The 1,570-nt window shown below is 75.8% G+C and carries 2 protein-coding genes; one reads left to right on the top strand and one right to left on the bottom strand.

From position 1 onward, the window contains the following. On the top strand, nucleotides 1-623 hold a 623-nt coding region (locus ACWDCZ_RS41255), incomplete at its 5' end, for an NAD(P)H-binding protein (protein ID WP_449818708.1). Between the two features lie 65 nt (nucleotides 624-688). Here ACWDCZ_RS41255 and ACWDCZ_RS41250 read toward each other — a convergent pair. Then, a partial coding sequence (locus ACWDCZ_RS41250; RefSeq protein ID WP_449818707.1) for an ABC transporter ATP-binding protein occupies nucleotides 689-1,570 on the bottom strand: 882 nt, incomplete at its 5' end.

Genomic DNA, 1,570 nt, shown 5'->3' with positions numbered 1-1,570 from the left:
GTGCAGCATCCGCCCGTAGACGACCGGGCGCCAGCGGTCCAGGTCGGGGCGGCCGCCGGATCGTCCTGCTCTCCTCGCAGGGCGTGGCGACCAGGCCCTTCGGCCCGACGCGGATCGCGATGCGCGCGGTGGAGGACGCGCTGCGGGACTCCGGCCTGGACTGGAGCATCCTGCGGCCGGGCGGATTCGCCTCCAACGCCCTGTGGTGGGCCGAGTCCGTCCGCGCGCACCGGGTCGTCGCCGCACCCTTCGGCGACGTCGGTGTGCCGATCGTCGACCCGGCGGACATCGCCGAGGTCGCGGCGGCCTGCCTGGTGGACGACCGGCACACCGGCGCCGTGTACGAGCTGACCGGCCCGGAGCTGATCACCCCGCGCCGGCAGGCGGAGGCCGTCGCCGCCGCGCTGGGCACGCCGGTGCGGTTCCACGACCTCACCCGCGACGAGGCCCGGGCCGCCATGGCCCGGAGCATGCCGGTGGAGCTCGCCGAGGACACCCTGGACATCCTCGGCTCCCCGAACCCCGCCGAGCTGCGCGTCAGCCCGGACGTGCGGCGGGTCCTCGGCACCGCCCCGCGCACCTTCGCCGACTGGGCCGCCCGGCACGCCGCCGCGTTCCGCTGAACCCGGTCGGCACTGCCGGAGCGTCCTGGGCCGGTCGGTCCACTACCGGCACCGGATGCGGGAGTTCACGACGCGTCCTCCTCCGGCACAGCGCACCGGACCGCGGCACCTCCGCGCTGGGCGGGAAGGCCGGTGCGCTCGTTCTGCAGGTCCCACAGTTCCCTGAACCGGCCGCCCTCCTCGGCCACCAGCTCCGCGAACGTGCCCTCCTGGAGCACCTTCCCGTCCTCCAGGACGACGATCCGGTCGGCGACGGCCACGTTGGTGAGCCGGTGGGTGACCAGGACGACCGCCCGCTCCCGCGCGACCGCCCGCAGGTTCTGGAAGATCCTGTGCTCGGCGCGCGGGTCGAGGGCGGCGGTCGGCTCGTCCAGGACGAGCAGCCCGGCCTCGCGGTGGAACGCCCGGGCGATGGCCAGCCGCTGCCACTGGCCGCCGGACAGCTCCTCGCCACCCATCCACTCCACCGCGAGCAGGGTGGACAGGCCCCGGCGGAGCCGGGCGACGACGTCGGCCGCCCCGGAGGCGTCGGCGGCGCGCAGCACCGCCGCGTCGCCCTCGGCGGTGGGCTGGCCCAGGGTGATGTTCTCGCGGCAGGTCAGCGGCCAGCGGGCGTAGTCCTGGGGGACGACGGCGACCTGGCGCCACAGGGCGTGCGGGTCGAGGTCGCGGGTGTCGGCCGCGTCCCACCGCACCGCTCCGGCGTCGGGCAGGTAGAGCCCCGCGAGGAGCTTGGAGAGGGTGGTCTTGCCGGAGCCGTTCTCCCCCACCAGGGCCAGGATCTCGCCGCGTTCGACGTGTAGGTTCACCCCGTCCAGCGCCTTGCGGTCGGAGGCGGGGTAGGCGTAGTCGAGGTTCTCCACCGCGATCCGGCGCGGGGCCTCGGGCGTCCCGGTGCCGCGCTTGGGCCGGTGGCCGCCGGCGGTGTCGAGCTTCCTCGACACCGC

This window comes from Kitasatospora sp. NPDC001225 (assembly GCF_053597855.1).
This window is presented reverse-complemented; position numbering and strand designations above follow the sequence as displayed.